The sequence below is a fragment of the Xanthobacter aminoxidans genome (assembly GCF_023571765.1).
Classification (GTDB): domain Bacteria; phylum Pseudomonadota; class Alphaproteobacteria; order Rhizobiales; family Xanthobacteraceae; genus Xanthobacter; species Xanthobacter aminoxidans.
Genome location: NZ_JAMJXC010000004.1, coordinates 269,919 through 295,047 on the forward strand (window position 1 = coordinate 269,919; position 25,129 = coordinate 295,047).

Annotated in this window: 26 protein-coding genes and 1 tRNA gene; 20 read left to right on the forward strand and 7 right to left on the reverse strand. The window is 68.8% G+C overall.

Features of this window, described 5'->3' with window-relative positions; genetic code table 11:
* Positions 1 to 94: 94 nt before the first annotated feature.
* Complete coding sequence (locus tag EJ105_RS09080; protein ID WP_250166057.1) at positions 95 to 910, reverse strand: LysR family transcriptional regulator; 816 nt, start codon at positions 908 to 910, stop codon at positions 95 to 97.
* Positions 911 to 1,006: 96 nt separating this feature from the next.
* On the opposite strand from EJ105_RS09080, the gene EJ105_RS09085 reads away from it, so the two are divergent.
* From EJ105_RS09085 to EJ105_RS09150, 14 genes are all read left to right on the forward strand, one after another.
* Positions 1,007 to 2,137, forward strand: coding sequence for an NAD(P)H-dependent flavin oxidoreductase (locus EJ105_RS09085; RefSeq protein WP_250166058.1), 1,131 nt, complete (start codon positions 1,007 to 1,009; stop codon positions 2,135 to 2,137).
* Between the two features lie 100 nt (positions 2,138 to 2,237).
* Positions 2,238 to 3,197, forward strand: a complete 960-nt coding sequence (locus EJ105_RS09090; protein ID WP_250166059.1) for a PDR/VanB family oxidoreductase — start codon at positions 2,238 to 2,240, stop codon at positions 3,195 to 3,197.
* Positions 3,198 to 3,246: 49 nt separating this feature from the next.
* Positions 3,247 to 3,447 (forward strand): hypothetical protein, encoded by a 201-nt coding sequence (locus EJ105_RS09095; protein ID WP_024279328.1) that lies wholly within the window; start codon positions 3,247 to 3,249, stop codon positions 3,445 to 3,447.
* A 170-nt stretch (positions 3,448 to 3,617) separates the two neighbouring features.
* A tRNA-His gene (locus EJ105_RS09100) sits at positions 3,618 to 3,694 on the forward strand.
* A 212-nt stretch (positions 3,695 to 3,906) separates the two neighbouring features.
* Positions 3,907 to 4,728: a GntR family transcriptional regulator gene (locus EJ105_RS09105; protein WP_081762645.1), complete on the forward strand. Its 822-nt coding sequence runs from the start codon at positions 3,907 to 3,909 to the stop codon at positions 4,726 to 4,728.
* Positions 4,729 to 4,820: 92 nt separating this feature from the next.
* Positions 4,821 to 6,011, forward strand: coding sequence for an ABC transporter substrate-binding protein (locus tag EJ105_RS09110; protein ID WP_250166060.1), 1,191 nt, complete (start codon positions 4,821 to 4,823; stop codon positions 6,009 to 6,011).
* 28 nt (positions 6,012 to 6,039) lie between these two features.
* On the forward strand, positions 6,040 to 6,993 hold the full coding sequence (locus EJ105_RS09115) for a hypothetical protein (protein ID WP_250166061.1): 954 nt from the start codon (positions 6,040 to 6,042) through the stop codon (positions 6,991 to 6,993).
* A 1-nt stretch (position 6,994) separates the two neighbouring features.
* A complete protein-coding gene (locus EJ105_RS09120) occupies positions 6,995 to 7,930 on the forward strand; it encodes a hypothetical protein (RefSeq protein ID WP_250166062.1) in 936 nt (311 codons plus the stop codon).
* Between the two features lie 181 nt (positions 7,931 to 8,111).
* The gene (locus tag EJ105_RS09125; protein ID WP_250166063.1) at positions 8,112 to 8,993 is read left to right on the forward strand and encodes a branched-chain amino acid ABC transporter permease; all 882 of its coding nucleotides are present in this window, start codon (positions 8,112 to 8,114) and stop codon (positions 8,991 to 8,993) included.
* Positions 8,994 to 8,997: 4 nt separating this feature from the next.
* Complete coding sequence (locus EJ105_RS09130) at positions 8,998 to 9,999, forward strand: branched-chain amino acid ABC transporter permease (protein ID WP_250166064.1); 1,002 nt, start codon at positions 8,998 to 9,000, stop codon at positions 9,997 to 9,999.
* Positions 9,996 to 10,787: an ABC transporter ATP-binding protein gene (locus tag EJ105_RS09135; RefSeq protein WP_250166065.1), complete on the forward strand. Its 792-nt coding sequence runs from the start codon at positions 9,996 to 9,998 to the stop codon at positions 10,785 to 10,787. Before EJ105_RS09130 ends, EJ105_RS09135 begins: the two co-directional genes overlap by 4 nt.
* On the forward strand, positions 10,780 to 11,493 hold the full coding sequence (locus tag EJ105_RS09140) for an ABC transporter ATP-binding protein (RefSeq protein ID WP_250166066.1): 714 nt from the start codon (positions 10,780 to 10,782) through the stop codon (positions 11,491 to 11,493). Before EJ105_RS09135 ends, EJ105_RS09140 begins: the two co-directional genes overlap by 8 nt.
* Before the next feature lie 15 nt (positions 11,494 to 11,508).
* On the forward strand, positions 11,509 to 12,354 hold the full coding sequence (locus EJ105_RS09145) for an alpha/beta hydrolase (RefSeq protein ID WP_250166067.1): 846 nt from the start codon (positions 11,509 to 11,511) through the stop codon (positions 12,352 to 12,354).
* Positions 12,355 to 12,747, forward strand: coding sequence for a RidA family protein (locus tag EJ105_RS09150; protein WP_250166068.1), 393 nt, complete (start codon positions 12,355 to 12,357; stop codon positions 12,745 to 12,747). It begins immediately after the preceding gene.
* 3 nt (positions 12,748 to 12,750) lie between these two features.
* Here EJ105_RS09150 and EJ105_RS09155 read toward each other — a convergent pair whose 3' ends face one another.
* Together EJ105_RS09155 and EJ105_RS09160 are read right to left on the reverse strand one after the other, a co-directional pair.
* Positions 12,751 to 13,383, reverse strand: a complete 633-nt coding sequence (locus EJ105_RS09155; protein ID WP_250166069.1) for a response regulator — start codon at positions 13,381 to 13,383, stop codon at positions 12,751 to 12,753.
* On the reverse strand, positions 13,380 to 14,759 hold the full coding sequence (locus EJ105_RS09160; RefSeq protein ID WP_250166070.1) for a sensor histidine kinase: 1,380 nt from the start codon (positions 14,757 to 14,759) through the stop codon (positions 13,380 to 13,382). Before EJ105_RS09160 ends, EJ105_RS09155 begins: the two co-directional genes overlap by 4 nt.
* Positions 14,760 to 14,942: 183 nt before the next feature.
* Between EJ105_RS09160 and EJ105_RS09165 the strand changes: the two genes are divergently transcribed.
* Entirely contained in the window at positions 14,943 to 15,446 is a 504-nt protein-coding gene (locus tag EJ105_RS09165; RefSeq protein ID WP_250166071.1) for a DUF2380 domain-containing protein, read from the forward strand.
* Between the two features lie 124 nt (positions 15,447 to 15,570).
* Positions 15,571 to 17,226 carry a DUF1254 domain-containing protein gene (locus EJ105_RS09170; RefSeq protein ID WP_250166072.1) on the forward strand — a complete coding sequence of 552 codons (1,656 nt, stop codon included), beginning with the start codon at positions 15,571 to 15,573 and terminating at the stop codon, positions 17,224 to 17,226.
* A gap of 60 nt (positions 17,227 to 17,286) precedes the next feature.
* Here EJ105_RS09170 and EJ105_RS09175 read toward each other — a convergent pair whose 3' ends face one another.
* Positions 17,287 to 17,613 (reverse strand): hypothetical protein, encoded by a 327-nt coding sequence (locus EJ105_RS09175; RefSeq protein WP_250166073.1) that lies wholly within the window; start codon positions 17,611 to 17,613, stop codon positions 17,287 to 17,289.
* A gap of 226 nt (positions 17,614 to 17,839) precedes the next feature.
* Between EJ105_RS09175 and EJ105_RS09180 the strand changes: the two genes are divergently transcribed.
* Positions 17,840 to 18,934: an HWE histidine kinase domain-containing protein gene (locus tag EJ105_RS09180; RefSeq protein ID WP_250166074.1), complete on the forward strand. Its 1,095-nt coding sequence runs from the start codon at positions 17,840 to 17,842 to the stop codon at positions 18,932 to 18,934.
* 48 nt (positions 18,935 to 18,982) lie between these two features.
* On the opposite strand, the gene EJ105_RS09185 is transcribed toward EJ105_RS09180, so the two are convergent.
* Positions 18,983 to 19,654, reverse strand: coding sequence for a VIT1/CCC1 transporter family protein (locus EJ105_RS09185; RefSeq protein WP_029558239.1), 672 nt, complete (start codon positions 19,652 to 19,654; stop codon positions 18,983 to 18,985).
* A 227-nt stretch (positions 19,655 to 19,881) separates the two neighbouring features.
* Here EJ105_RS09185 and EJ105_RS09190 point away from each other — a divergent pair, with 227 nt between their 5' ends.
* From EJ105_RS09190 to EJ105_RS09200, 3 genes are all read left to right on the forward strand, one after another.
* Entirely contained in the window at positions 19,882 to 20,928 is a 1,047-nt protein-coding gene (locus tag EJ105_RS09190) for an ABC transporter substrate-binding protein (RefSeq protein WP_250166075.1), read from the forward strand.
* A gap of 170 nt (positions 20,929 to 21,098) precedes the next feature.
* Positions 21,099 to 21,917, forward strand: a complete 819-nt coding sequence (locus EJ105_RS09195; protein ID WP_250166157.1) for an ABC transporter ATP-binding protein — start codon at positions 21,099 to 21,101, stop codon at positions 21,915 to 21,917.
* A 16-nt stretch (positions 21,918 to 21,933) separates the two neighbouring features.
* Positions 21,934 to 22,818, forward strand: a complete 885-nt coding sequence (locus EJ105_RS09200; RefSeq protein WP_394041801.1) for an ABC transporter permease — start codon at positions 21,934 to 21,936, stop codon at positions 22,816 to 22,818.
* 236 nt (positions 22,819 to 23,054) lie between these two features.
* Here the strand turns inward: EJ105_RS09200 and EJ105_RS09205 are convergent, their stop codons facing one another.
* Together EJ105_RS09205 and EJ105_RS09210 are read right to left on the reverse strand one after the other, a co-directional pair.
* Positions 23,055 to 24,425, reverse strand: coding sequence for a sensor histidine kinase (locus EJ105_RS09205; RefSeq protein ID WP_250166076.1), 1,371 nt, complete (start codon positions 24,423 to 24,425; stop codon positions 23,055 to 23,057).
* A complete protein-coding gene (locus tag EJ105_RS09210; protein WP_168456713.1) occupies positions 24,412 to 25,083 on the reverse strand; it encodes a response regulator in 672 nt (223 codons plus the stop codon). The genes EJ105_RS09205 and EJ105_RS09210 overlap by 14 nt, the downstream gene beginning before the upstream one ends.
* Positions 25,084 to 25,129: the final 46 nt, after the last annotated feature.

Genomic DNA, 25,129 nt, shown 5'->3' on the forward strand with positions numbered 1-25,129 from the left:
ACGGGCATGTTCGGCTTCCGGACGCCAAACGTTACATCCCGCCTCGCGCGGGCCCTCGCACGATGTCGCGAGGCTGATGTCGGGGCGGTACCTTTCAGCCGGCAGCGAGGCCGATGAGCGCGTCGATGGAGCGGCGCGACGCGTTCGACGGCCGGAACATCGCCAGCGTGCGGACGCGACCGAGCGTGCCGTCGAGAGGCCGCGTCTCCACCTCCCCCGCCCGGCGCCAGCGCTCCACCGCCGCTTCAGGCAGGAGCGTGCGTCCGAGCCCGGCGGCGACGCAGCCCATGATGCCGTCCAGCGTCCCAAGCTCCAGCACAGGCAAGTCGCCGAACGTCTCGGCGAAGCGTGCGCGATAGCAGCAGCCCGCCCGGAACACGACGGCCGCCGCCTCCGAAACGCCGCCGACGGGCAGCACCTCCACCAATTCCTCCTCGAACAGCGGCACGCTGGCGAAGCGCGCTTCCGCCGCCTCCTCGGCCACCAAGGCGAGATCGATGTCGCCCCGCCCGAGGGCCGCAACCAGCTCGCCGCTGGTGCCGGTGGTGATGGACAGGCGCAGGTCCGGCAGCTTCGCCCGCACCGCCTTCAGCAGCGGCGGCAGGCGGACGGCGGCGGTGGTTTCCATGGTGCCGAGGCGCAGTGGTGGAAAGGCCTCTGCGGCAGAGCGCAGCCGCTTCTCCGCCTCCTCCGACAAACGCACGATGCGCGCGCCATAGTCCAGCGCCAGCACGCCCGCCGCCGTGGGCACCATGCGCCCGTCGATGCGCTCCACCAGCTTCTGGCCGAGCCGGTCCTCCAGCTTGCGCAGGCGGGTGGTGACGTTGGACTGCACGCAGCCGAGGCGCCCGGCGGCGCGGGTGACGCTGCCGGTCTCGGCCACCGCTTCGAGGAAGCGGAAATCGCGCAAGTCCATCATCAGAAGTGAACGATAATATCAGAATGTTTCAATTTCAATGATTGGTGGAAGCGCGATAATGGCGGCCACCTCGCGGGAGACAACGCCATGACAGACACCCTCGATGACGAAGCCGCCACCCGCTGGCCGGATCGGCGCATCCTCGATCTGTTCGGCATCGATCATCCCATCCTGCTCGGCCCGCTGGCCGGTCCCGGCTCGCCGGAACTGGCCATTGCCGTGGGCTCGGCCGGCGGCCTCGCCTCCCTGCCCTGCGCCATGTATGGGCCGGACGATCTGAAGGCGGCGGTGGCGAAGATCCGGGCGGGGCTCCCGGGCAAGCCGCTGAACCTCAACTTCTTCTGCCACACCCCGCCGCAGGACGACCCGGCGCGGGCGCTGCGCTGGCGGGCGCGGCTGGCCGACTATTATGTCGAGGCCGGGCTGGACCCAGCCGCCACCACGCCCTCCCCCTCCCGCGCACCGTTCGACGCCACCTTCTGCGCGGTGGTGGAGGAGGTGCGCCCCGAGGTGGTGAGCTTCCATTTCGGCCTGCCGGCGCCAGACCTCGTGGACCGGGTGAAGGCGACGGGAGCGAAGATCATCTCCTCCGCCACCACGGTGGCCGAAGCCCGCTGGCTGGAGGACCACGGCTGCGACGCCATCATCGCCATGGGCTTCGAGGCCGGCGGCCATCGCGCCCTCTTCCTCGGCGGCGACTATTCTCAGACCCCCATCAGCTGGCAGGACGTGGCGCGACAGGTGGGCACCTTCTCCCTCGTGCCGCAGGTGGCGGATGCGGTGAAGGTGCCGGTGATCGCCGCCGGCGGCATCGCCGATGCGCGGGGCATCGTGGCGGCGCTGGCGCTGGGGGCCTCGGCGGTGCAGATCGGCACCGCCTTCCTGTTCTCGCCGGAAGCGAAGGTGCCCGCCGTCCACCGCGCCGCGCTTGAAGCGGCGACCGACGAAAGCACTGCGCTCACCAACATCTTCACCGGCCGCCCGGCGCGCGGCATCATGAACCGCGTCATGCGCGAGGTCGGCCCCATCGCGCCGGAGGCGTCGGCCTTCCCCACCTCCGGCGGCGCCCTCGCCCCGCTGCGCGCCAAGGCCGAGGCCGAGGGCCGGGACGATTTCACCAACCTCTGGTGCGGCCAGTCCGCCGCCCTGAGCCCGCGCCTGCCGGCCGCGGACCTCACCCGCAAGCTCGCCGCGGAGGCACTCGCGCGGCTCGCCTGAACCGCCCCACGCGGACACCATCTCCCGCACCGCAGCGAAATTGGCCTCCCGTTTGCACCTCCTCCCTCAGCGTTCCTGTGCGGATGGTTTGGAGGATGCGATGTCGGACGATGCCCTGAGCCCGGTGATCGTGGCCAAGAAGACGATCGAGGCCGAAAACATGGCCTCTTTCGAACTGATCCCCGCCGAGGGCGGCGAGTTGCCCGCCTTCACCGCCGGCTCCCATGTGGATGTGAGCATCCCCGGCGGCCTCGTGCGGCAGTATTCGCTCATCAACAGCGAGAGCGAGCGCCATCGCTACGTGATCGGCGTGTGGAAGGACGCCAACAGCCGCGGTGGCTCCAAGGCGCTGTTCCAGCAGGTGAACGAGGGCGATCGACTCGCCGTCGGCACCCCGCGCAACCGCTTCGCCGTGCCGCGCGACACCAAGCGTGCGCTGCTCTTCGCCCGCGGCATCGGCGCGACGCCCATCCTGTCCATCGCCGATCATCTCAAGGCGAAGAACATCCCCTTCGAGTTCCACTACCTCTTCGCGGGCGGCTCGCCGGGCGCGTTCAAGTCCCCCATCGAGGCGTCCGCCTTCGCCGCCAATACGAGCTTCTATTTCGAGGCCCTCGAGCCGCGCCTCAACCCCGCGAACCTGCTCGCGGACCGGCCGGACGACACGCACCTCTTCCTGTGCGGCGTGGACTGGTGGCTCGACCCCATCATCGCCAGCGCGCAGCAGAAGGGCTTCGGCGTCAACCGCATCCATGTGGAGCGCTTCACCGGCAAGGCGCCGCCCCCGCTGCTGGACAAGGTGTTCGACGTTAAGATCGCCTCCACCGGCAAGGTCATCAAGATCCCCGGCGACCGCTCCGTCTCCACCGCCATGGAAGAAGCCGGCGTGAAGATCCCCACCTCCTGCGAGCAGGGCGCCTGCGGCACCTGCAAGGTGAAGGTGCTGGAGGGCGAGGTGGACCACCGCGACAAGCGCCTCAAGCCCGAGGAGAAGGAACAGGGCTGGTTCCTGGCCTGCGTCTCGCGTGCCAAAGGCGACCTGCTGGTGTTGGATTTGTGACAATTCCGCTTCGCGCTTGCTGCCCCCGGGCGACGGAAGGACGAGACCCATGGTGACCGAGGAAGATGTCTGGCGCACCGCCTTCATCATCGCCGAGCAATACGGCCCGGAGGGCGTCGCCTTCGCCCACCGCATGGCCGAGAGCTTCGAGATGGGCGGCAAGGTGGAGGCGCATCGCACCTGGGTCTCCATCATGACCAAGGTGGAGGAGCTGGTGCAGGACGAAGACGCCCCGTCCCGCGCCAATTGACGACCAGCAGCGGGCCTGTGCCGCGGCAAACCCGGCGCAAGCCCGCACCGGCGCACGGTTTCACCCTGCGCGCAATGCCGCTGTGGCCAGCGGCTTTCGCCCCCTTGAAATTGCGGAGCACCCCGCGTAGGTTCCGCCCTCTCTTCGGCGCCCCGGTGCGCCGGAGCCGTGCAGGTGTAGCTCAGTTGGTTAGAGCGCCGGTCTGTGGAACCGGAGGTCGGTGGTTCGAGCCCACCCACCTGTACCATTCAGGCACTCCTGCTCCCCAAACGCCTTAGTCTTCACGCCAGACGCGGCAACGCGAGGCTTGGTCGTGTGCGCTTCGGCGCGCGCTCCGCCAGCATGCGCGAAGAAAGCTGTTGCGTGAAATGTATGCTTGATCCTACATTCATATAAAGCCGGCCTGAAGTACGCTTCGGACGGGTTCCAGCGCCAATGTTCGCGCCAGGGTTACGCCCCATGTCCGAGACGTTGACCAGCGTTGCCGCACTGGACGCCGAAGGGCCTTTCCCGCCCCTCGATCGCGCCTCCCCTTTGCCGCTCTACGCCCAGATCAAGCAGCGGCTCATCGGCCTGATCCTCAAGTGGGACCAGGGCGACCGGCGCTTCTTTTCGGATGAGCAGCTCTGCGCCATGTTCTCGGTCAGCCGGGACACCGCGCGGCAGGCGGTGGCGGAACTGGTGCAGGAGGGCCTGCTCACCCGCAGCCGCGGCCTCGGCACGTTCGTCTCCGTGCGCAAGCTGGAAGAGCGCTTCAATCCGGGCATGGACTTCCTGAACCAGTGGGCCGCTACCGGCATGCCCATGCAGGCCACCGTGCTCGCCTTCGAGCGCATCGCGGCCGACGAGACCATCGCCGCGAGCCTCGAGACCGAAGTCGGCGCGCCGGTCCTGTTCATCAAGCGCCTGCGGGCCGCGGCGCGCGTGCCGCTCGCCATCGACTATCGCTATCTGCCGGCCGACCTCACCGCCGACTGGACGGAAGAGGCGGTGCATGGCTCGCCGCTCCACCGCCTGTGGCAGAGCGTCGATCTCAAGGCGGGTGACTTCACCATCGAGGCCGGCGTCGCCGGGCCGGAGGAGGTGGAATATCTGCACCTCTCCAAGGGCGCACCGGTGCTGATCCGCACCCTGAGCTATCGCGACGCCACGGGCCGCCTTGCCCTGTCCGGCCACACGGTGCACCGCGCCGATCTCGTGCGCTATTCGCTCAGCGTTCCCCTTTCGCGCGACGGCGCGCCGCCGGCCGAGATGGACCGCAGCGGCGTCCACGACGACTGACCGCCGCGCCCGCCGCCGTTTCCGCTCCGGGCATGGCGTCCGGGGCACCGTGAACAAGGCGCGAAAAAGCGCCCTTCCAGAGGAGGCCAGAAGTGCAGTTCGGACGACGCAGCTTCCTGAAGATGGTGCCCGCCGCCGCCCTCACGGCCACCGGCACCGGGACCGTGGCAGGCCTCTGGAGCAGCGCCGCCCGCGCCGCCGAGCCGCTGCGCGTGGGCTCCATCCTCTCCGTGACCGGCCCGGCGGCCTTCCTCGGCGAGGACATGAAAGCGGGCCTCGAACTCGCGGTGGACGAGTTCAATGCCGCCGGCGGCATGGGCGGCCGCAAGATCGAGTGGACCTATTACGACGCCGAGAGCCAGACCCAGAAAGGCATCACTGCCACGCGCCGGCTCATCAGCCAGGACAAGGTGGAAGTGATCCTGAGCGGCGGCAACATGAGCGGCATCGCGCTCGCCATGGCGCCCATCACCAATGCCGCCAAGGTGCCCTTCATCTCGTCGGAGGGCGCGCTCGCCATCGTCACGCCGGTGGCGGAGCGCCAGTATGTGTTCAAGAGCACGGTAGACGATGGCGACGTGCTGGAGCGCATCGCCGACTATCTCGACAAGAAGAAGATCAAGAAGGTGGCGCTCATCGCCGATACGTCGGGCTTCGGCCAGGGCGCGGTGGGGCAGATGAAGATCGTCGGGCCGAAGCGCGGCCTCGATGTGATGTATGAATCCTTCGCCCCCTCCGACACCGACATGATGCCCCAGCTGACCCGCATCCGCGATGCCGGCGCCGAGGCCATCATCTGCTGGACGGTGACGCCCGCCGGTGTCGTCTTCCTCAAGCAGGCGCAGCAATTGGGCCTCGATAAGAAGACGCTGATCCACAGCTACGGCTTCGTCTCGGCAGACTACATGAAGCTCGCCGGCGACGCCGCCAACACCCTGCTCCTCGCCAGCCTCAAGCTGCCCGTGGGCGACCAACTGCCGGACAGCGACCCGCTCAAGGCCGGCATCCTCAAGCTGATGAAGGCCTATGAGGCCCGCTTCAAGCGCCCCGCCAGCATCTATGCGGCGGAATCCTACGACGCGGCGCTGCTCGCCCGCGAGGCGCTGAAAAAGGTGGGGGGCGATGTCTCCAAGCTCACCCAGGGCATGGAGCAGATCAAGGATTTCCCCGGCATCTCCGGCGTCTTCACCTTCTCGGCGGAGCGCCATTCGGGGCTCTCGAAGCAGGACATCGTGCTGGTCAACTGGCGGGACGGCCGCTTCAACCTCGCCGACTACGCCTGACGGGAACCATCAACGGGAGGAAACAGCCATGGCCCTTTCGCGAGACATGTCCGCCGAGCAGGCGTTCGAGGTGGTCCAGACGCTGCTGGACGCCCCGGAGGACCGCTTTCCGCTGACCTTCAATTCGGACCTGCCGCGCATCCGCGAGCTGTTCCACGCGGCGACGCGGAACCAGTGGGACCCCAAGACCGACGTGGACTGGGACCAGCTCGATCCGTCCAAGTACACCGATGAGCAGCGCTACGCCGCCCGGCTCTACTGGAGCCGGCGGGCGTGGAGCGAGTACGGCGCCATCTCCGAAAGCCCGGCGCTGCAGGTGCGTTTCGGGGTGGAGAACCGCCCCTCCGACATGCAGCTCTTCTTTACCATCCGCTCGCAGGAGGAGGCGCGCCACGCCGAGGCGTGCCACGCCATGGCGGAGAAGCTCGGCGGCTATATCGAGAAGCCGGTGCAGCAGCTGTTCGAGGGTTCGGTCTCCACCCACGGCGTGCGCCGCGCCGCGCTCAATGCGGACGTGCCGCTGGAGGGCATCATCGCCGCCCTCGTCTGCACGGCCGAAGAGATCGCCTTCGACGTGTTCAAGCACCTGAACGACGTCACCCATGATCCCGTCGCCAAGCAGATCGTGCGCTACATCATGCGCGACGAGAGCCGGCACTGCGCCTTCGGCTGGTACTTCCTCGAAGCCATCTGCGAGCAGCTCACCCCAGAGCAGAAGAAGATGATCGAGGATGCCGTCATCACCATGATGGAGAAGGTGGAGCTGAACGGCTACCACAGCGCGTGGCTGGCGCCGGAGAACCCGGCCTCCAACGCCGAGGTGGAAGCCGATCGCATCACCTACGAGGCGGGCCTCGGCTCCACCGTGGAAGAGGTGGAGAAGCCGGTGTTCATCGCCACCGTGCAGCGCATCCGCGAGCAGATGCGGGCGCTGGGCATCGAGCTGCCCCCGTTCACGCATTCCAAGCTCGGGACCATCTGACATGCCGCTCCACGCCACGCGGGCCGAGCCCTCCCTGCCGCCGGTGCGGCTGCTGGTCGAGCGGCGCTTTCCGCTCGAGATGAACGTTACGCTGCCGGACATCCGCGCCCTCTACGACACGGGCAAGGCCGGCCGCTGGAACCCGCACCGCGACGTGGACTGGAGCGCGCTCAAGCCGGAGAGCTATCCGGACGCGGTGCGCGCCGCCGCCCGCCGCACCTGGAGCCGGCGGGTCTGGACCGAGGCTACCGGCCTGACCGAGACGCCGGCCCTCATCGTTCGCTTCTGCATGGAGGTGGGCCGGGAGATCGACCCGAAATTCTATCTCACCACTCGCAACACCGAAGAGGCGTGGCACGTCGAGTGCTACGACCGGATCGCGGAGGGCTTCGGCGGTCGCCTCGCCCGCCCCGCCGCCAAGGCCTATGAGGCGGTGTTCAATCGCCACCTGCATCGCCGGGTGATGGATGCGAGCCAGTTGCTCGACGCCTATGTGGCGGCCCACGCCGCCTTCGAGGATGGGCTGGAACTGGAACTGGCCAAGGCCTGGCGCGCGGCGGCGACCAACCCAGCCGTGCAGTCCGTGCTCGACCATGTCATCGCCGACAAGGAGCGCCACGCCGCCTTCGGCTGGCTCTATCTCGCCGCGAAGGCGGAGGGCTGGAGCAAGGAGGCACGCGAGACCATCGCCACCGAGCTGTCAGACTATGTGCGGGACGTGGTGCTGAAGGGCTATCACTGCCCCTGGCTCGCACCGGAGCACGCCGCGGCCGAGGCGGAAGCCGACGCGATCACCGCCGAGGCCGGCCTCGGCGGCGCGCCGCGCGGGGCGGAGGAGGATGCGCTCGCGACGTTCGCCGGCAACGCCCGTGCCCGCCTCGCGGAACTCGGGGTGATGGTGCCCCTGTTCGAGACCAACCGCATGCGCAGTTTCTGATCCCTCGGACGTCTCGTTCCGAGGAAACGGGCGGGCCTTGTGCCTGACCCGGACCTGTCCCGGCCGTCCGCGCCCATCGGGGGGAAGCCCTGATCCTTCCGGAGCGCGGCGGCCGGGACTTTCATCCCCTCCCCGGAGGGATATTCACCCAGAGAGCTGCCAAAGGCCGCCCTTCACAGCCATGCAGACCACAACCGCCCTCCTCCAGGTCCTGTCATCCGGCATCGGCACGGGCGCCGTCTATGCGCTGGTGGCGCTCGGCTTCAACGTGGTCTTCAAGAGCACGGGCGCGATGAATTTCGCGCAGGGCGAATGGGTGGTGATGGGCGGCATGGTCACAGCCCTCCTCATCGGCACCTTTTCCAGCGTGGGTCTCGCGGTGGTGGCGGCGGTGGTGCTGGTGGGCGTGGTGGGGCTCCTCTCCGAGCGCCTCACGGTGCAGCCCCTGAAGCGGCCGGATGCCCTCGTCATCACCCTCGTCACCATCGGACTCTCCATCGTCAGCCGCAGCCTCGTGATGTTGGTGCTGGGCAAGAAGCCGGTGGGCTATGCCGGCTTCTCCGGCAACACCGCGCTCTCCTTCGGCGGGGTGAGCATCCAGAGCCAGACGCTGTGGATCATCGCCATCACCCTCGCCTTCCTTGTGGTGATGCACGCCTTCTTCGAGCGCACCATCCTCGGCAAGGCGCTGCGCGCGGCGGCGGCGGACCGGGAGGCGGCGGCCATCGTGGGCGTGAATGTGGGAAGCACCGTGCTGCTCTCCTTCGGCATCGCGGCGCTGGCGGGAGCGCTCGCCGGGGCCATCGTCACGCCCCTCACCCTCGCTTCCTACGACCAGGGCGCCATATTCGGCTTCAAGGGCTTCAGCGCCGCCATGCTGGGCGGGCTCGGCAGCCTGCCGGGCGCCGTGGTGGGTGGGCTGGCGCTGGGGCTCCTGGAGGCGTTCGGCAGCTTCTACATCTCGTCCGATTTCAAGGATGCCATCGCATTTGCCGTGCTGCTGCTCATCCTGTTCGTGCGCCCCTCCGGCCTGCTCGGCCGGGCCGACATCGTGAAGGTGTGAGGCCATGGCGAGCATCGAGGCGAAGACCGGACCGATGACCCACAGCCGCCTGCCCCAGCGCGGCCTCTCCCGCCATGCCCGCCTCGCCTTGGTGTGGCTGGCGCTGGCGGCGGTGCCCTTCGTGGTGCCCAATGCCTACTGGATCTCGCTCGCCAACCTCGCCCTCATCAATCTGGTGCTGATCGCCTCCCTCAACCTGCTGATGGGCTATGGCGGCCAGATCTCCCTCGCCCACGCCGGCTTCTTCGGCCTGGGAGCCTATGCGAGCGGCATCCTGAATGTGCGCTACGGCGTGCCACCCTGGGCCGGGCTGCCGGCGGCCGCCGTCGTCGCCGGCCTTGGTGCGCTTCTCATCGGCATTCCGGCGTTGCGGCTGCGCGGGCACTATCTCGCCATGGCGACGCTGGGGTGGAACGCCATCCTCGTCGTCTTTTTCACCCAATTGGTGGGGTTCACCGGCGGGCCCAACGGCCTCCTCGGAGTCGAGCCTTTCTCGATCTTCGGCCATGCGCTGGACACCGAGGCGAAGGCCTTCCCGCTGGCGTGGGCAGTGGCCTTCTTCGTGATGCTCGCCATCTCCAATCTTCTCGCCTCGCGCATCGGCCGCAGCATTCGCGCGGTGGCGACCAACGAGCTGGGCGCGCAATCGCTGGGCATCGACAGCTTCCGGACCAAGCTCGCCGTGTTCGTGCTCAGCGCTGGCATGGCCGGCATCGCCGGCAGCCTCTATGTCCACATCAACCAGTATGCCTCGCCGGAGACCTTCGGCATCGCGCCCTCCATCATGCTCCTCGTGATGGTCGCCATCGGCGGGGCGGGCACCTTCTACGGGCCGATGCTGGGCGCGCTGATCTACACCGCCGTGCCGCAGATCCTGCTCGATTATGAGGATGCCGAGCTGATGCTGTTCGGCCTCGGCCTTCTGGTGGTGCTGATCCTCTTCCCGCGCGGCCTCGCAGGCATCCCCGCGGCACTGACCGGCCTTGTGCGCAGGAGGCGGGCATGAACACGCCGCGCAGGACCGACGATCTTCTGGAGGTGGAAAACCTCACCTGCCGCTTCGCCGGCGTCACCGCCGTGGACGACCTCTCCTTCCGCGTGAAGGCCGGGGAGATCAAGGCGGTGATCGGCCCCAACGGCGCCGGCAAGTCCACGCTGTTCAACATGATCGCCGGCGTCACCCGCCCCACCGACGGCACTATCAAGTTCGACGGCGCGCGCATCGACCGCCTGCCGACCCACGCGCGCGCCCGCCGGGGCATCGCCCGCACCTTCCAGAACCTGCAGATCTTCCGCGAGATGAGCGTGCTGGAAAACGTGATGGTGGGCCGCCATCTGCGCGGCCGCACCACCACCCTGTCCGGCCTCCTCCACCTCCCGTCCGTGGGCGCTGAGGAGCGGGCGATGGAGGCCGCCGCCATGGCCCTGCTGGAGCGCTTCGGCCTCGCCGCCAAGGCCCATGCGCCGGCGGGGTCACTGGCCTTCGGGCAGATGAAGGTGCTGGAGCTGGCGCGCGCCCTCGCCTCCGAGCCGCGCTTGCTGCTGCTGGACGAGCCCGCCGCCGGCCTGCCCCACGCCGAGGCGGACAAGATGGCCGAGACTATCCGCGACCTGAACCGCGACGGCATGACCGTGCTGCTGGTGGAGCACAACATGCGCATGGTCATGTCGCTCTCCCACGACATTCTGGTGCTCAACAACGGCCGGCGCATCGCCGAGGGCACGGCGGAAGACGTCCGTCGCCACCCGGAGGTGCTCTCCGCCTATCTCGGTGAGGAGGCGGCCGATGCTTGAGGTGGAAGGCCTCGTCGCCGGCTATGGCGGCACCGAAATTCTGCACGCGGTTTCCCTGAAGGTGGCGCACGGCCAGTCCGTCTGCCTCATCGGCGCCAACGGCGCGGGCAAGACCACCCTGCTGCGCACCCTCGCCGGCCTCATCCGCCCCACGGCGGGGCGCATTTTCTTCGACGGGGCGGACATCACCAACCTCTCCACCTCGGCCCGGCTGTCGCGCGGGCTGGCGCTGGTGCCGGAGGGGCGCCGGGTATTCGCGCCCATGACGGTGGAGGAGAATCTGGAGATGGGCGCCTTCCGCCGGCTGTGGCCGCGCCGGGCGCAGGGCGTCGCCAGTGACCGCGACATGGTGTTCGCGCTCTTCCCGCGCCTCGCCGAGCGGCGGCGGCAGGCGGCGGGACTGCTCTCCGGCGGCGAGCAGCAGATGCTCGCCATCGGCCGCGCCCTCATGGGCCGCCCGCGCCTCCTGCTGTTGGACGAGCCCTCCATGGGCCTCGCCCCAAAAGTGGTGCAGGAGATTTTCGCCACCATCCGCCGCCTGAATGCCGAGGGCATGTCCCTCCTCATCGCCGAGCAGAATGCGAGCATGGCTCTGCGCAGCGCCGCCCACGGCTATGTCCTCGCCGAGGGGGCCGTCGTGCGCGACGGCGCAGGCGCCGACCTGCTCCATGACGACGGCGTGCGCGCCGCCTATCTCGGCCTGTGAGTTTTCGGAAATCCCATGCCGCATACCCTCATCGATCCCGCGCTCGAAGCCGAATACGCCCTGCGCCGTCGGCATCCCGAGCGCGAGAGCGTCTATGACGGCCATCGCCGCCTCGGCGCCGCGCTGCGCGCCACCGGCGGCTGGCGGCTCGACCAGCGTTACGGGCCGGGGCCGCGCTGCCTGCTGGATGTCTTCCCGGCGGGCGAAGGGGCGCCGGTGCTGTTCTTCATCCATGGCGGCTACTGGCGGGCGCTGGACAAATCCGATGTCTCCTTCATCGCCGGCCCCTGCCTGGCCTCAGGGGTGACGCTGGTGGCGCCGGGCTATGACCTCGCGCCGGGCGTGCGCGTCGCCGACATCGTGGACGAGATGCGGCTCGCGTTGCGCTGGGTGGTGGAGAACCTTGCCCCCTCCCGCATCCTGATGGCCGGCCATTCGGCGGGCGGGCAGCTCGCTGCCATGCTGGCGCTCGATCAGGCGGAACGGGGCAACGGCCTCATCTGCGCCCTCGCCGGACTGTCCGGCGTGTATGACCTGCGCCCCCTGCGGCACACCTCCATCAATGCCGACCTCCGCCTCTCGGCCCCGGAAGCGGCGGCGATGAGCCCGCTGCTGCGTCTGGGCGACCTTCCACCCGGCGCGCGACTGATGCCGCTCTTGGCCGCCGTCGGGGGCGAGGAGACGGACGGCTTCAAGCGCTGGAGCCGCGATTTCGCCGAGCTGTGGGGCGCGCGCGGTGGCGCCGTGCAGCGCATGGAGCCGGCGCGCCGCAACCATTTCACCCTACTCGATCCCCTGGCCGATGGCGACGATCCGCTCACCCGCGCGATCCTCGCCCTCGCCCGCCCTCCGGAGGCCTGAATGCCCGCTCTCTCCCCCGTGCTCGCCACCCCCGCCGACGCAGCTCTGCCCTACAGCCCCGCCGTGCTGGCAAGCGGCCCGGTGCGCACGCTCTACATTTCGGGACAGGTGGGTATCGATGCCTCCGGGCAAGTGCCGGCGGATTTCGAGGGGCAGGTGCGCGCCGCCTTCGCCAATCTGGAGGCCGTGCTTGCGGCGGCCGGCATGGGGCTCGGCGACCTCGCCAAGGTCACGGCCTATCTCACCGATCCCGCCGACTATGCCGGCTACGGGGCGCTGCGCACGGAGCTGCTCAAGGGCCACAAGCCGGCCTCGACCCTGATCATCGCCGCAGCGCTTGCCCGCCCCGAATGGCGGTTCGAGATCGAGGCCGTGGCGGTCGCTGCCGCCTGACCGTCAGGCCGAAATCCCCTGCCGAAGGGCCAGGAGCGCCAGTGCGATATCCGACTGGACGCCGAGCTTGGCGCGGATCTGGGAGCGGATGTTGGCCACCGTCTTGGGGCTGAGGTTCAAGGTCTCGGCGATGTCGTCCGTGCCCTTGTCGGCGAGGAGCAGCCGCAGCACCTCGAACTCGCGCGGGCTCAGCACCTCGGCGACAGATGGGGTCTCCTTGAGGCGGGAAAGCGCGAGCTCGTGGTCAACGTCCGGGCTCAGCGCCATGCGGCCGGCGAGCACGTCGCGCACCGCGCCGATCAGCACCTCGGGCGGGCTGCTCTTCGTCACGTAGCCCAGCGCCCCGGCGCGGATGGCCTGCACCGCGAAGGCGGCATTCTGGTGCATGGTGAAGACGAGGATGCGCGCCGTCCCCTCCCATTGCCGGATGCGCCGGATGGCCTCCACGCCGCCGAAGCCGGGCAGAGACAAGTCCATCACCACCAGATCGGGCCGCGCCTGCTTGAACAGCCGGTAGGCCTCGGCCCCCTCCCCCGCCTCCGCCACCACGGCGAGGCCGGGCTGGCGATCCAGAAGGGCGCGGTAGCCTTCACGCACCACAGCGTGGTCGTCCACCAGCATGATGCGTTGGGTCATGATGCTGCCTCCCCGGCCGGGAGCGGGAGCCGCGCGCGCAGCAGCAGGCCACCGGCGGGCGCGGTCCCGATGGAAAGTTCGCCCCCCATGGCTGCCACGCGCTCGCGCATGCCGAGCAGGCCGAACCCGTCCGCCGCCGGTGCCGGCGCGCCCCGGCCGTCGTCCTCCACGGTGAGCGTGACGACATCGCCCGCCGGACCCGTCTCACGCGCAAGGAGCAGCCGCACGTTGGAGGCACCGGCGTGCTTCGCGGCATTGGTGATGGCCTCCTGCGCGATGCGGTAGAGGCCGGCGGCGAAGGCCGGCTCCAGCGGGTCGAGGCGGCCGGAGACATCGAGGCTGAAGCGGGTCATGGCGCCGAGCCGGCCGTTCCAGCCTGAAACTAGCCCCTCAAGGCTGGCGACGAGGCCGAGTTCCTCCACCTCCGGTGGCCGCAGGCGCAGCAGCGCGCCACGCAGGGCATGCATCATGGATTGGGCGGTGCGGCCGATGCTCTGACATTCCGGAACGAGGGCTGGGCAATCGCGCGCCGCCGTCTGGCCGGCGAGGGCCGCCACCGCGCCGATGGCGGCGAGGCTCTGGCCGAATTCGTCGTGCAGCTCGCGTGCGAGCGCCCGCCGCTCCTCGTCCTGCACCGCGATCAGCCGGCGGGTGAGGTTGCGGCTCTCGTCAAGCGCCGCCTGAAGCCTCGCCGCCAGCGCATTGAACACCTGCCCCACCGCCGACAGCTCGGCGAGATCGAAGGCCGGCATACGGGCGGAGAGGTCGCCGCGCGTCAGGCGATCCAGCCCCTCGCCGATGATGCGGGTGGGCCTGAGCGCCCGCGCCAAGGCGAGATAGACCAGCGCGCACAGCACCAGCAGCATGGCCGCGACCAATACGGCGAGGCGGCTTACCTCGCGCCACGCCCGCCCCGCCTGCGTTTCCGGGGCGAGGGTGACGGTGACAACGCCTTCCGCCGCCCCGCCCACCGCCACCATGCGCTCAGCCGTGCCCCGCGCTCCGAACAAGCCGTCATAAAGGCGCTGAAACAGCTCCGGCGTGCGCCCGTCGTCCGGCTCGGCACCGCTGCACAGGCGCTGCAAGCCCTCGGCGCCGGCAGGGCGGAAGGCGATGCACAGGCCGGGCGCCATCAAGGCCGGCGCAAGGCGCTGGAGATCGGGAAACACGCCGGGCGCGCCGCGCACCCACTGCATCTGCTGGCGCTGGAACGCGAGATCGCGGGCCATCAGATCGGCGATGCGGGCCACCTGCACCTCGCCCGCACGCACGCCATCAAGGAGCAGCCAGCCCACCGCCCCGACTAGGCACAGCGCCATCAGCGCGGCGATCTGGAGGGTCAGCCGGAGCTTGAGGTCGAGCCGGGAACGGGTCATCGGTTCACTCGCAGGCGGGCACCGGGCGGCCACGATGCCGGTCAGGACCTTAGGGACGTGGGCGCGCCGGCGGAAGATCGCCGCCGCACGTCGGGAAATCTTCCCGGCCCCCGGCGTGAACCCGTCTCTGGCCGGAGGGCGGCGTCGGCGGCACGCTCAGGCCATCAGACCGGAGAAACGACCATGGCGCTGCGCCCCTTCCCGCTCCTGCCCGCCCTCGCCGTTCTCGGCACACTCGCGAGCGGCGCCGCCGCTGGCGGGGAGGCACGCGGCGTGGCGATCATCGATTTCACCTACAGCGATTCATCCGGCGAGCCGCGCGACCAGACCGCCGAGCATCAGGCGCGACTGAAGGCCTTCATGGCAGCCCTCGCCACCGACCTGGCCGCCGGCGGGCGCCTGCGCGTGGTGACGCCGGACTGCGATCCCGCCCCCTGTACGCTCACGGCCGGCGCGGTGCCGGAGCTGGCCGAGGCGGCGAAGCAGGCCGGCGCCGACCTGCTCGTGGTCGGCGGCATCCACAAGATGAGCACGCTGGTGCAGATGGCCAAGGTGGAGGTGGTCTCGGTGAAGGCGGGGCGCGTGGTGTTCCAGAAGCTCTACACCTTCCGGGGCGACAATGACGAAGCATGGCGCCGCGCGGAAACCTTCATCGCCGGCCAGATTCTTACCGTGCCGCAGGATTGATCCAGGCTCCCGGATGGCCCCGGCAGCCGTCCTTTGCGGCACGCGCCATGCTGCTCGGGCAGGAGATGTTCAAGCACTGCCTTGACCACTAATGTCCGCGGCTCTGCATTGGGAGGAGCCGATCGTGGAACTCAGACCGTTCAATTACAGCCTTCCACCTTCGCTTCGCACCTCGGCCGTGGCGGGTGCTCTGGTAGCGGGTGCGCTGCTTGTCTCGGCGGTGGCGCAGGCCGAGGTGCCGGCCAAGGTCGTCGAGCAGCTCGGCGCGCCGGCCTCGATCAGCACGGGCTTCGGGCCGCTGACCTTCAAGGACGGCGTGCCGACGGCCGAGACGGCCGAGAAGACCTACGACATCCTCGATTTCAATCAGGCGCTCGCCGCCTACAACAACAGCTTTCGCGGCGCCTCGGCGCTCGCCATCGTCAAGGGCTTCGAGACCATCGGCGCCAAGCCCGGCGATGTGGTCATCTTCTCCAAGCTGATGGATTCCCATTCGCTGTTCCTGACGGCCAACGCCGACACGGTCTACTACCTGACCGGACTTGACCTGAGCAAAGGCCCGGTCGTGGTCGAGCAGCCCTCCGACGCGGTGGGCACCATCAACGACATGTGGTTCTCGTGGATCATCGACATCGGCGGGCCGGGGCCGGATCGCGGGCTCGGCGGCAAGTACCTGATCGTCGGGCCGGACTATGATGGGCCCCTGCCGGAAGGCGGCTATTTCATCGGGCGCTCCAAGACCAACTTCGCGCTCTATGCGGCGCGGGCCTATCTGAAGGACAACGATCCCAAGCCCGCGATCGAGAACATCAGGAAGACCATGAAGGTCTATCCCTACCAGCCGGGCGCCTACGGCTCGAGCCTCGCGCAGGCGCTGGACGGGAAGGTCCGCATCGCCCCCGAGCCCAAGATCCTCGAGACCAGGTTCATCGAGGGCAGCGGCCTGTCGTTCAACACGATCCCGCCCAGCGACATCGGCTTCTTCGAGCTGATCAACGAGAACGTCCAGATGCAGCCGGCGACCAGCTACGACGTGGAGCTGGCCGGCCAGCTCGCCGCCATCGGCATCGTCCACGGCAAGCCGTTCAATCCCGATGGGCGGATGAAGAAAATCCTGTCGGACGCGGCGGCCTTCGGGCAGGCGACCGGGCGGGCACTCAACTGGCGCTATGCGATGAAGCACCCGGACTGGGCCTATTACAAGGACTCCAGATGGGGCAGCATGCTGTGGCAGGGCGGCGCCTTCTTCGAGACGCCCCCGCCCGTCTTCGAGGCGGGCGTATTCAAGCCCCTGCCGCCGACCGGCGCGCGGACGCTCGATTCCCGCACGGCCTTCTATTACGGCTACACGCTTGATTCCCCCGGCATGATCATGCGCGTACCGGGCATCGGCTCGCAGTATCTGATGAGCTTCCTCGATCCCGAGGGGAATCCCTTCGACGGCGCGAAGACCTACAAGGTGGTGCTGCCGCCGCACATCCCGGCGGCGGCCTTCTGGTCGCTCACGCTCTACGACAACCAGACCCGCTCGATGCTGCAGACGCCCCAGAACTATCCCCGCGCCGGCAGCCAGGGCTATCCCTCCCCAGCGGCCGAGGCGGCGGCGGACGGCACGACCACCATCTGGTTCGGGCCGACCCAGCCCCAGGGCGTCGCGCGCGCCAACTGGATCCAGACCATGCCCGGCAAGGGCTGGTTCACCATCCTGCGTCTCTACAGCCCGCTGCCGTCCTTCTTCGACAAGAGCTGGCGGGTGGGCGAGATCGAGACCGTGAAGTAGCGGCTTCCGGCCCGGAAGCGCGCCCTGCGCTTCCGGGCCGGTCTCCGATCCTTGTCGGCTTCAGCGCCCGCGCTGGTCCCAGCGGCCGCCCATGGTGTTGACGAGGTGGACGTAGTCGAACAGGTCGCTCAGCATGAAATGGCGGTTCTCGATGGTGGTCATATGCGCCACCGTGTGCGGATCGCCCTCCAGATAGCGGAAGGCCGTGGCGCGGAACTGCTCCGGTAGGGCCAGATTGAACGGCGAGGGCTGGGTCAGCATGCGGCAGATCTGGTCGAACAGCAGGCGGAAGCGCTCGTCCTCCGGGTCCATGTAGACATCCCCGAAGTCCGCCTTGTAGCGCCCGAAGAGCGCGAGATAATCGTCGGCGTCCGGCTTTTGCTGCATCGGGCTTCCTCCCTTGGCTCCGCCAGGGCGCAAACAAGTTCGATGCCAGACGCCGCCGCTTCACACGCGAGGGACACCAGGTCGCGGCCTCTCGCGTACCTGTCGCGTGCCTGTCGCTGGCCCCTGCCCCGTCCCGCGCATTCGGGGACTTGGGTGAAAAGCGCTATGCTCCCCTGCGAGAAAATGCCATTGAGGATCAACCTGTCGGCAAGCTCGGGATACGCCTTTGAATACCGCGTTGAGGGAGAGTGAGCGGCTCAAGGCGCTAGCCAGCTTCAACATGCTGGACAGCCCGAGGGAGCGGGATTTCGACGAAATCGCCGAATTGACCTCGCGCATCTGCGAAACGCCGATCGCCGTCGTGAACTTCATCTCCGACCATCGTCAGTTCTTCAAGGCCGAGGTCGGCCTGGGGGTCCGCGAGACGCCCCTGGACAGCTCGTTCTGCGCCAAGGCGATCCTGGAACAAGAGTTTCTTCTCGTTCCTGACGCGACCCTGGACCCGCGCTTTGCCTGCAATCCCCTGGTCACGGGGGAGCCGAACCTGCGCTTCTATGCAGGCGCGTTGCTGAAGACCACCGAAGGCCATGCCATCGGCACCCTGTGCGTCTTGGATTACCGGCCCCGGCAGCTTTCCCAGCTTCAGCAGGACACCCTCAAGGTGCTCGCCCGTCAGGTCATGCGGCAGCTGGAGCTCCGGCAGGCCCTGCGCGAGCGTGACGAAGCGCAGAAGCAGCAGGCCGTCCTGAATGCCGAGATCACGCACCGGATGAAGAATACGCTGGCCATGGTTCAGGCCATTGCGACCCAGACGCTCCGGGGCGTGCAGGAGCGCGATGCCGTCGAGGCCCTCTGCCGGCGGATCGCGGCCATGGGCATCGCGCACGACCAGTTGCTCCAGCAGGACTGGATGGCCGCCTCCATGATGAGCGTCGTGCGACCGATGCTCGAACTTCATGGGGACGACGGCCGCATCGCGACATCCGGCCCCGACATCGAACTCGGTCCGAAGACCACGCTCTCGCTCTCCCTGCTCCTTCACGAGCTGGCGACGAACGCGGCCAAACATGGGGCGCTGTCCGTACCCGGCGGCAAGGTCGACCTGTCGTGGACGATCGACGAAGAGGCGGGCGAGCCGACACTTCGGATGACCTGGCAGGAGTCGGGTGGCCCGATGGTGAACGAGCCCGGCCGGCGAAGCTTCGGGTCTCTTCTGATCGAGATGGGACTGCTCGGGAAGGGCGGCGTCGTGAAGGAGTGGATGCCGTCCGGGCTGGTGGCGCGGTTCGAGGCGCGCATGGCGGACGTTCAAAGGCGCTGAAACCGCCCGCGGACGAGTCGAGGCCGCGACGCGGCCGCCGCCTGAGCCTTACGAGAGCAACCGCCCCACCAGCACACCAGCTGCCGCAGCGGAAGCGGCGATGGTCAGCGTCTCCGCCGTGGCGCGCACGATGGAGCGCTTGCCCACGATGCCGCGCCCGACACCCAGCGCCACCAGCAGCGCCGTCGTCAGCAGCAGCGAGACGATCCGCGCCTGATCCATAGGCAGGAAGGCGAAGGGCAGCACCGGGGTGAAACCGGCGAACAGGTCCGAGACGAACATCCAGAAGGCATGCGAGGTCGGGCTGGCGCCATCGTCCGCCTCGTCGAGTTCGGAGCGCAGGCCGAGGGTGGCGCGCGGCGCACGCTTCAGTGCTTCCGCCACCTGCGCCACGTCCGCCGCCGCCATGCCGCCGCGTGTGAGGGCCGCCGCGACGGTCTCCACCTGCGCCGCAGCCTCCGTCGCATCCACCGGCCCGTTGCGCCGGGCGCGGCGGGCGTCACGCACCGATTCCGCATCGAGATAGCTGCCCGCCATCATGGAGACGGCTGCTGCCGCCGCACCAGTGGCGCCAGCGATCAGCACCGCGCGGGGATCGTTGGTGCTCATGGCCACGCCGAAGACGAGGCCGAAGATGGAGACGGTGCCGTCCTCCATGCCGAACACCACATCGCCGATGGACGCCTTGAGCGAGGCAACGACGCGCGACGGCAGCGACATGATGCGTTTCTCCAGCCCGATCCTGACAGCCTCGCTGCTCATGACACGACCGGCAAGCTGACGAAAGGGCATTCCAATTCCTTGGGCATTCCTTTCCGGAATGAAAGCCGACTGAAAGCTGAAAGGGTTTATCCGTGTTGGCGTGGAGAAGCCGGCCATCTCATAAGCGCCGCAGGTCCACCACCAGGAAACGCGGGCGCAGGGCGCCCTCACGGGAAGGGCATCACATGCTGAAATCCTCTGCTCGCACCCTTGCGCGCGGCCGCCTGAAGGCGCTCGCCGGCGCGGCCGTCATCGCCGCCGGCCTGCTCGGCCCGGTTGCCGCCCATGCCGAGAAGCTGACCATCATCGTCGGTGGCATGGAAAAGCAGATCTACCTGCCCGCCGCCCTCACCAATGCGCTCGGCTACTTCAAGGATGAAGGGCTCGAGGTGGAGCTCATCAACTCCCGCGCCGGTGTCGAGGCGGAAAACGAACTGCTCGCCGGCGCCGTGCAGGGCGTGGTGGGCTTCTACGACCACACCATCGATCTTCAGGCCAAGGGCAAGTTCATCACCTCCGTGGTGCAGTTCAGCCAGGCGCCCGGCGAAGTGCAGATGGTCGCGACCAAATATGCCGACCAGATCAAGTCTCCGGCCGACTTCAAGGGCCACACGCTGGGCGTGACCGGCCTCGGCTCCTCCACGGACTTCCTCACCCGCTATCTCGCCTTCAAGGGCGGGCTGAAGCCGGGCGACTATTCCCTGCTGCCGGTGGGCGCGGGCAACACCTTCATCGCCGCCATGAAGCAGGACCAGATCCAGTCCGGCATGACCACCGAGCCGACCATCGGCCAGCTGGTGAAGATGGGCGTTGCCAAGATCCTCATCGACATGCGCACGCCGGAGAAGACGGTGGCGGCCCTCGGCGGCCTCTATCCGGCCGCCTCCTTCTACGTGCAGGCGAGCTGGCTGGAGAGCCATCCCGCCGAGGCGCAGAAGCTCGCCAACGCCTTCGTGCGCACCATGCGCTTCATCGCCAGCCACTCGGCGGCGGAGATCGCGGAGAAGATGCCGAAGGACTATTACGTCGGCGACAAGGACCTCTACATTCAGGGTCTGGCCGAGGGTAAGGCGCAGTTCACGCCGGACGGCCGCATGCCCGCCGGTGGTCCCGAGACGGTGCTGAAGGTGCTGCAGGCCTTCTCCAAGAACGTGCAGGGCAAGGCCATCGACCTGTCCAAGACTTACACCACCACCTACGTGGACAACGCCGCCAAGACGCTCGGCAACTGAGCCTCGGCACCTGACGCTCGTCTGCTGACCCCGGCGCTGCGGCCTCGTCGCGGCGCCCCTCATCACACCCCGAAAGAATTGAGGTCGCCGCGCCCCGCGCCGGCGGCGGGAGGAAACGCATGTCCCTTCAGACCCTCGATCCCGCCCGCCCGGCGGTGATCCCCGGCGCGATGGCCGCCGCCGGCCTCGGCCCGGCCATCGAGCTCGACAACGTCACCCGCCGGTTCCTGACGCCCGACGGCAAGTCCATGACGGCGCTGCGGGACTTCAACATGAGCGTGGACCGCGGCGAGTTCGCCTGCGTGGTCGGCCCCACCGGCTGCGGCAAGTCCACCACGCTCAACCTCGTCACCGGCCTCGCCAAGCCCAGCGCCGGCGAGGTGCGGGTGATGGGCCAGCCGGTCAACGGCATCCACAAGGACGTGGGCTTCGTGTTCCAGGCGGATGCGCTGTTCCCCTGGCGCTCGGTGCTCGACAACGTGGCCGCCGGCCCGCTCTATCGCGGCCTGCCCAAGTCCGTCGCTTACGATAAGGCGCGCGACTGGATCGCCCGCGTAGGCCTCGCCCGCTTCGAGAGCCATTATCCGCACCAGCTTTCCGGTGGCATGAGGAAGCGCGTGGCGCTGGCGCAGACCTTCATCAACGAGCCGAAGATCCTGCTCATGGACGAGCCCTTCTCGGCCCTCGACGTGCAGACCCGCACCAACATGCAGGATGAGTTGCTCAGCCTGTGGTCCGGCTCCGGCGCATCCGTGGTGTTTGTGACCCATGACCTCGAAGAGGCCGTCGCGCTCGCCGACAAGGTGTATGTGCTCACCGCCGGCCCGGCCACGGTGAAGAGCGTCTACACCATCGACCTGCCGCGCCCGCGGGTGATGGCGGAAATCCGCTACGACGCAGCCTTCGTCGAGCGCTGCCGCACCATCTGGGATGATCTGCGCGAGGAAGTGCAGATCGGCCAGCAGCGCACCCTCGATACCGGCCACTGAACGGGAGGAACGACCAATGACCATGCAGGCAGACGCCGCTTCCGCCCCCTTCGCCGCCCATCGCGCGGTGCCCACCGAAGCCGAGATCGAGGCCAAGGCCCGCGCCCGGCTGAAGGCCCGCCGTGCCCTCGTCATCTCGCTTCGCATCGCCATCCTCGTCGCCGTGCTCGGCATCTGGGAAATCGGCGCCCTCACCGGCTTCATCGACCCGTTCTTCTTCGCCAGCCCCTCCGGCATCGCCGAGCAGATCTGGGTGTGGATGACGGAAGGCACCTCGCAGGGCCCGCTCTGGGTGCAGATCCTGGTGACGCTGGAGGAAACCATCCTCGGCTTCTTCATCGGCGCCGTGGGCGGCATCGTGTGCGGCATCGTGCTGGGCCGCAACAAGCTGCTGGCGGACGTGTTCTCCATCTACATCAAGATCGCCAATTCCATCCCGCGCGTGGTGCTCGGCTCCATCTTCATCATCGCGCTGGGCCTCGGCATGGCGTCCAAGGTGGCGCTGGCGGTGGTGATGGTGTTCTTCGTGGTGTTCGCCAATGCCTTCCAGGGCGTGCGCGAGGCCGACCGTGCCATGATCGCCAACGCCCAGATCCTCGGCGCCTCGCCCTTCCAGATCACCACTTCGGTCATCATCCCCTCGGCCATGAGCTGGATCCTGGCCTCGCTCCACGTCTCCTTCGGCTTCGCGCTGGTGGGCGCGGTGGTGGGCGAATTCCTCGGCGCCAAGCAGGGCGTGGGTCTCCTGATCGCCACCGCGCAGGGCGCGTTCAACGCCAACGGCGTGTTCGCGGCCATGATCATCCTCGCGGTGGTAGCGCTGGTGATGGAATTCCTCATCACGCTGGTGGAGAACCACCTCGTGAAGTGGCGCCCGGTGCCCTACAGCGAGCAGAACTGAGGGCTTGACCCCTCACGCACGACGGCCCCGGACAAACCTCCGGGGCCGTTGCCGTTTGCGTTCCCCGGACAAGCGACGGCGCTGCCGGAGCGCTGATCCGGGGTCCCGCGCAAGACTCCCGCGCAGCGGGGCAATGCCCTAGGATGCCAAGGGCAAGAAGCGCCTTCGGCGGTCTTTCGCGCTGGGCCCCGGCTCGCATTCCGCTGATGCTGCATGCGTCCGGGGTGCGAGGGCGGTTAGGCCGCCGGCAGCCGCATCTCCACCCTAAGCCCGCCGGCCGCCGCCGTGCCGAGCAAGAGCCTGCCGCCCGCGCCGTCCACCACCTCGCGCACGATGGAGAGGCCGATGCCGGAGCCCTCGCCCGGCGTGCCCGGCACCCGGTAGAAGCGCTCGAACGCCTTGTCGCGCTCCTCGGGCGGAATGCCCGGCCCGGAATCCTCCACCACCAGTACAGCCTCGTCCGCCGTCCCCTCCACAGTAACGGTGACGGTGCCGCCCCTGGGCGTGTAGCGCAAAGCGTTCTCCACGAGGTTCACCACCGCCTCGCGCATCATGGCGCCATCGCCGCGCGTGACGGCGGGGGCGTTCACGTCGAGGCCGAGGTCGATGTCCCGTTCCACCGCGAGATGGGCGAGCCCCTCCAGCACCTGCCGGGCGGACTGGGCGAGGTCGATGTCCTCGTCGCGCGGGCGGCGGCTGCCCGGCTCGGCGCGGGACAAGGTGAGCAGCTGGGCGGCGAGGCGGGCGAGGCGGCGGGTGCTCTCCTCGGCGCCCGCCAAAGCCTCGGCGCGCTCGGCCGCCTCCCCGGTTCGGCGGGCGAAGGCCACCTGCGTGGAGAGCAGCGCCAGCGGCGTGCGCAGCTGGTGCGCAGCATTGGCGACGAAGCGGCGCTGCGCCGCCATCTGCCCGGCGACGCGGCCCATATAGGTGTTGAGCGCGGCCACCAGCGGGCGCAGCTCGCTCTGCACGGCATGGTCCGGAAGGGGGGAGAGATCGTCCCGCCCCTTCTCCATCACCGCCTCGCGCAGGCGCATCAGCGGCGCCAGCCCCCGCCCGAGGCCGATGATGACCAGCACGCCAGCCGCCACCAGCAGGATGAGCTGCTGGCCGAAATTGCCCACCCACAATTCCCGCACCATGGCCGCATGTCCGGCGAGGGTGACGCCCACCACGACAGTCACCCGCGCCCCGTCGGTGGCGCCCACCAAAGGATAGGACAGGGCCGCGAGCCTGAGGTCGCTGCCGCGATAGCTGCCGGTGAAATGCACCGGCGCGCTCGCCTTCGGCAGCGGCTCGGGCAGAGGCAGGTCGGGATAGCCGGTGAGCAGGCGCCCGGCCGATGTGTCCACCCGGTAGAACACCCGGTCGCGATGCCCCGTGTCGAACATCTCCAGCGCCACGGGCGGCACGATGGCGTCGATGACGCCCCGGTCGATGCGCACATCCTCGGCGATGGCCCGCACCGAGGCATCGAGGGTGCGGTCGGTGACCAGATCGGCGGTGGCGCTCGCCTGCCGCCAGCTGGTGAAGACGTTCACCGCCACGAGCCCCGCCAGCGGCAGCAGCAGCCAGCGCAGGAGCTGGAGGCGCAGGCTATCCATGCGCATGCTGCAACAGATAGCCGAGCCCGCGCAGGGTCACGATCCGCACGTCGGCCCCCTCCAGCTTCTTGCGCAGGCGGTGGACATAGATCTCGATGGCGCTGGGGTCGGCGAGATCGTCGAGGCCGAAGATGCTCTGCGAAAGCTGCGCCTTGCTCACCGTCTGCCCGGCCTTGATGAGCAGCGCCTCCAGCACCGCATGCTCGCGCGGGGTCAGCGCCAGAGGCTCGGGGCCGAGGCGGAACAGGCGGGTGTTGGTGTCGAAGGCGAGCGTGCCGCAGGTGATGAGCGGGTCCGGCCGGCGCGCCGAGCGGCGCAGCTGCACGCGGATGCGCGCTTCCAGCTCGGCAATGTCGAAGGGCTTCGCGAGATAATCGTCCGCCCCTTCATCCAGCCCGGCCACACGCCCGTCGAGGCTGGCATTGGCGGTGAGGATGATGACCGGCACCGCATTCGCCCGGCTGCGCAGGCGCTTCAGAAGCTGCATCCCGCCCATGCCGGGCAGGCCGAGGTCGAGGATGACGAGATCGTAGGTCTCCAGCGCCAGCGCCTGATCCGCCGCCTCCCCGTCATTGAGCACGTCCACGACGAAATTGTCCCGCCGCAGAATCTTGGCGAGCCAGTCGGCAAGCTCGTGATTGTCCTCGACCAGCAGGAGACGCATGAAACGGGAGCCCGGCCGCCCCGGCGGCGACGTCCCAGTCTCGCCG

Bases quoted from the DNA above. Each gene is read 5' to 3' on its own strand.
- EJ105_RS09210 (WP_168456713.1), bottom strand. From the start codon at position 25,083: ATGCGTCTCCTGCTGGTCGAGGACAATCACGAGCTTGCCGACTGGCTC.
- EJ105_RS09150 (WP_250166068.1), top strand. From the start codon at position 12,355: ATGCCCGCTCTCTCCCCCGTGCTCGCCACCCCCGCCGACGCAGCTCTG.
- EJ105_RS09175 (WP_250166073.1), bottom strand. From the start codon at position 17,613: ATGCAGCAAAAGCCGGACGCCGACGATTATCTCGCGCTCTTCGGGCGC.
- EJ105_RS09085 (WP_250166058.1), top strand. From the start codon at position 1,007: ATGACAGACACCCTCGATGACGAAGCCGCCACCCGCTGGCCGGATCGG.
- EJ105_RS09165 (WP_250166071.1), top strand. From the start codon at position 14,943: ATGGCGCTGCGCCCCTTCCCGCTCCTGCCCGCCCTCGCCGTTCTCGGC.
- EJ105_RS09205 (WP_250166076.1), bottom strand. From the start codon at position 24,425: ATGCGCATGGATAGCCTGCGCCTCCAGCTCCTGCGCTGGCTGCTGCTG.
- EJ105_RS09105 (WP_081762645.1), top strand. From the start codon at position 3,907: ATGTCCGAGACGTTGACCAGCGTTGCCGCACTGGACGCCGAAGGGCCT.
- EJ105_RS09155 (WP_250166069.1), bottom strand. From the start codon at position 13,383: ATGACCCAACGCATCATGCTGGTGGACGACCACGCTGTGGTGCGTGAA.
- EJ105_RS09090 (WP_250166059.1), top strand. From the start codon at position 2,238: ATGTCGGACGATGCCCTGAGCCCGGTGATCGTGGCCAAGAAGACGATC.
- EJ105_RS09130 (WP_250166064.1), top strand. From the start codon at position 8,998: ATGGCGAGCATCGAGGCGAAGACCGGACCGATGACCCACAGCCGCCTG.
- EJ105_RS09115 (WP_250166061.1), top strand. From the start codon at position 6,040: ATGGCCCTTTCGCGAGACATGTCCGCCGAGCAGGCGTTCGAGGTGGTC.
- EJ105_RS09200 (WP_394041801.1), top strand. From the start codon at position 21,934: ATGACCATGCAGGCAGACGCCGCTTCCGCCCCCTTCGCCGCCCATCGC.
- EJ105_RS09120 (WP_250166062.1), top strand. From the start codon at position 6,995: ATGCCGCTCCACGCCACGCGGGCCGAGCCCTCCCTGCCGCCGGTGCGG.
- EJ105_RS09135 (WP_250166065.1), top strand. From the start codon at position 9,996: ATGAACACGCCGCGCAGGACCGACGATCTTCTGGAGGTGGAAAACCTC.
- EJ105_RS09185 (WP_029558239.1), bottom strand. From the start codon at position 19,654: ATGTCGCTGCCGTCGCGCGTCGTTGCCTCGCTCAAGGCGTCCATCGGC.
- EJ105_RS09195 (WP_250166157.1), top strand. From the start codon at position 21,099: ATGGCCGCCGCCGGCCTCGGCCCGGCCATCGAGCTCGACAACGTCACC.
- EJ105_RS09145 (WP_250166067.1), top strand. From the start codon at position 11,509: ATGCCGCATACCCTCATCGATCCCGCGCTCGAAGCCGAATACGCCCTG.
- EJ105_RS09160 (WP_250166070.1), bottom strand. From the start codon at position 14,759: ATGACCCGTTCCCGGCTCGACCTCAAGCTCCGGCTGACCCTCCAGATC.
- EJ105_RS09095 (WP_024279328.1), top strand. From the start codon at position 3,247: ATGGTGACCGAGGAAGATGTCTGGCGCACCGCCTTCATCATCGCCGAG.
- EJ105_RS09190 (WP_250166075.1), top strand. From the start codon at position 19,882: ATGCTGAAATCCTCTGCTCGCACCCTTGCGCGCGGCCGCCTGAAGGCG.
- EJ105_RS09140 (WP_250166066.1), top strand. From the start codon at position 10,780: ATGCTTGAGGTGGAAGGCCTCGTCGCCGGCTATGGCGGCACCGAAATT.
- EJ105_RS09125 (WP_250166063.1), top strand. From the start codon at position 8,112: ATGCAGACCACAACCGCCCTCCTCCAGGTCCTGTCATCCGGCATCGGC.